This window comes from Streptomyces calidiresistens, assembly GCF_014141525.1.
In the GTDB taxonomy this organism is placed as follows: domain Bacteria; phylum Actinomycetota; class Actinomycetes; order Streptomycetales; family Streptomycetaceae; genus Streptomyces; species Streptomyces calidiresistens.
Genome location: NZ_VKHS01000674.1, coordinates 1 through 3,031, shown reverse-complemented (window position 1 = coordinate 3,031; position 3,031 = coordinate 1). Strand labels below are relative to the sequence as shown.

The following is a 3,031-nucleotide window of genomic DNA, read 5'->3' as shown; positions in this document are numbered from 1 at the left end:
GGGTCCGTCGGATCGGGGGTGTCGCCCGGCGTCGGCTGCGGGAGCCGAACCGCCGGGGTGGAACAGGACCGTAGAGAGGTCTGGACCACTGGGCAAGGGACTGAACCATTACTTCGGGCGCGGTTAAGGGCCGCTTAAGGAAGACGAGACCGGGACGCGCCGCGGCGGGGACCGGTAGAGTGCCGCCGGCTCCCTCGGGAGCCGGCCGTCAGGGGAGGCACCACGGGGGAGCGCCCAGGGGCACAGGGGGAAGGGAACGTCACGATGGTGATGATCTGGATCGGCGTCACAGGTCTGGTCCTGGCCGGAATCTTTCTGTTGGTGGCGCGATCGGCCGCCAAGCGGGTGCGCGGCATCGCCGGCACGGAGACCAGCACGATCGCCGAACTGCACGAACTCCACCGGGCCGCCGAGGAGGCCGCCGGCGCCGGCCACTTCCGCTACCGCTGCGAGATCGTCGCCGACACCGTCGTGCCGGAGGGGGGACCGCTCGTCTCCGAACTGGCGAGGCGCGAGTGCGTCTGGCACAAGCACCGCGTCACCCACAAGTACTGGGAGATGCGCACCGACAACGAGGGCAACCGACGCCGCGAGGAGAAGTCGCGGGTCGTCTCCCAGCACGTCAGCGCCGAGGACCTGCTGGTCCGGGACGCCACCGGGGACATCCTGGTGCGGCCGGGGAAGAAGGAGATCGACCGGCCGGAGAAGATCCTCGACCGCTTCGAGCGCGACACCGGCTCCGGCTCCGGGGGGCTCTCCTTCGGCGGGTTCACCCTGAGCCTGCCCTCCGACGGCGGCAGCATCGGCTTCCAACAGGAGGAGTGGGTGGTCGCGCCGGGCCGCCGCCTGTACGTGCTGGGGGAGGTGTCCGACGACCACGGACGCCTGGTGATCGGACCGCCCTCCGACGGCGGGCTCTTCATCGTCTCCACCCGCAGCGAGGAGGAACTCCTGGGGGCCGCACGGGGACGGGAACGCGGCTTCGGGATCGCCGGCAGGGTGCTGGGCGTCGTCGGCGCGCTGCTGATCGTCGCCGGCGCGGTCTCCGCGCTGCTCTGAGCGACCGCGCCGCCGGGCGCCGCCGCGGGACGGGGCCGACCCCGGTCCGGCGGCCCCGGCGATCGTGGCCCGGGCGTCGGGCAGCGGCGGCCGGGGCGGCGCGTCGACGGGGCACCGGAACCACGGAACCGGCCGGGGCGCAGGAGCGGGCGCCCACTCCGAGGACCCGGCGATCCGTCAACCCGGCGGGGCGCGGGGCGCCGCGCCGGGTCGAACCCCACCCCGGGTGGACGCTAGCGTTCGCCGCCGGGCACCCACAGCACGTCGCCAACCTCCTTGTTGGCCGTCCGGGCCAGGATGAACAGCAGGTCGGAGAGACGGTTGAGGTAGGTGGCGGTCAGCGGGTTCATCGTCTCCCCGTGCTCCTCCATCGCCGCCCAGGTGGAGCGCTCGGCCCGCCGCACCACCGTGCACGCCTGGTGCAGCAGCGCCGCGCCGGGGGTGCCGCCGGGCAGGATGAAGCTGCGCAGCTTCTCCAGCTCCTCCAGGAACCGGTCGCAGTCGGCCTCCAGTCGGTCCACGTACGCCTGTTCCACGCGCAGCGGCGGGTACTTCGGGTCCTCCACCACCGGCGTGGAGAGGTCGGCGCCGACATCGAAGAGGTCGTTCTGGACCCGGACCAGGACCTTGCGGACCTCCTCGGGGAGGTTCCCCAGGGCCAGGGCGGTGCCGATCACGGCGTTCGCCTCGTTGGCGTCCGCGTAGGCGGCGATCCGCGAGTCGGTCTTGGCGGTGCGGCTCATGTCGCCCAGGGCGGTGGTTCCCTGATCCCCGGTGCGGGTGTAGATGCGGGTGAGGTTGACCATGCGGCGAGCCTACGGCCCGGGCGACCGCCCCGTCCGGTGGTGTGATGTCCGCCATGTGAGACGTGACGCGTGTCTCCATCGCTCCCCAAAGGTCCCTCGCGGCACTACATTCCTGCCCGGGGACCACTCAGCGTGCATCGGAGGAAACAGACGTGGCAGGAAAGCTCGCCGTCATCGGGGCCGGCCTCATGGGGTCCGGAATCGCCCAGGTCTCCGCGCAGGCGGGCTGGGAGGTGGTCCTGCGGGACATCACCGACGAGGCCCTGACCCGGGGTCGGGACGGTATCGAGCGCTCGCTGGGCAGGTTCGTCGCCAAGGAGCGGATCACCGCCGCCGACGCGGAGGCCGCGCTGGGGCGCATCACCACCACCACCGACCTGGAGGCCGCCGCCGACGCCGACATCGTGGTGGAGGCGGTCTTCGAGCGGATCGACGTCAAGCGGGAGATCTTCCGCGCCCTGGACGGGATCGTGAAGGACGACGCGATCCTGGCCACCAACACCTCCGCCATCCCGATCACCAAGATCGCCGCCGTGACGGAGCGCCCCGAGCGGGTGGTGGGCACGCACTTCTTCTCGCCGGTGCCGATGATGCGCCTGTGCGAGTTGGTGCGCGGCCTGAAGACCACCGACGACACCCTCGCCCGGGCCCGGGAGTTCGCCGAGTCCACCGGCAAGACCTGCGTGGTGGTCAACCGGGACGTGGCGGGTTTCGTGACCACCCGCCTGATCTCCGCGCTGGTCGTGGAGGCCGCCCGGCTGTACGAGTCGGGGGTGGCCAGCGCCGAGGACATCGACACCGCCTGCCGGCTCGGCTTCGGCCACGCCATGGGGCCGCTGGAGACCGCCGACCTCACCGGGGTGGACATCCTGCTGCACGCCACGGAGAACATCTGGACTGAGTGCCGGGAGGACAAGTTCGCCCCGCCGGAGCTGATGCGCCGGATGGTGGACGCCGGTGACCTGGGCCGCAAGAGCGGTGTGGGTTTCCACGACCACCGCTCCGACGACTGACCCGCGGTCCCCTCGCGTCGGCCCGACGGGTGTAGATGCGGGTGAGGTTGACCATGCGGCGAGCCTACGGCCCGGGCGACCGCCCCGTCCGGTGGTGTGATGTCCGCCATGTGAGACGTGACGCGTGTCTCCATCGCTCCCCAAAGGTCCCTC

Annotated in this window: 3 protein-coding genes; 2 read left to right on the top strand and 1 reads right to left on the bottom strand. The window is 71.8% G+C overall.

Translation table 11 applies throughout. The features are described 5' to 3' along the window. The first annotated feature begins 264 nt into the window (after window positions 1-264). The gene (locus FOE67_RS21310) at window positions 265-1,059 is read left to right on the top strand and encodes a GIDE domain-containing protein (RefSeq protein ID WP_182666453.1); all 795 of its coding nucleotides are present in this window, start codon (window positions 265-267) and stop codon (window positions 1,057-1,059) included. A gap of 233 nt (window positions 1,060-1,292) precedes the next feature. Here the strand turns inward: FOE67_RS21310 and FOE67_RS21305 are convergent, their stop codons facing one another. Continuing rightward, window positions 1,293-1,865, bottom strand: a complete 573-nt coding sequence (locus FOE67_RS21305; protein WP_182666452.1) for a cob(I)yrinic acid a,c-diamide adenosyltransferase — start codon at window positions 1,863-1,865, stop codon at window positions 1,293-1,295. A gap of 152 nt (window positions 1,866-2,017) precedes the next feature. Here FOE67_RS21305 and FOE67_RS21300 point away from each other — a divergent pair, with 152 nt between their 5' ends. Then, a complete protein-coding gene (locus tag FOE67_RS21300) occupies window positions 2,018-2,878 on the top strand; it encodes a 3-hydroxyacyl-CoA dehydrogenase family protein (RefSeq protein WP_182666451.1) in 861 nt (286 codons plus the stop codon). Window positions 2,879-3,031: the final 153 nt, after the last annotated feature.

Excerpts from the sequence above, each read along its gene's own strand:
- FOE67_RS21310 (WP_182666453.1), top strand. The coding sequence starts at position 265 with ATGGTGATGATCTGGATCGGCGTCACAGGTCTGGTCCTGGCCGGAATC.
- FOE67_RS21305 (WP_182666452.1), bottom strand. The coding sequence starts at position 1,865 with ATGGTCAACCTCACCCGCATCTACACCCGCACCGGGGATCAGGGAACC.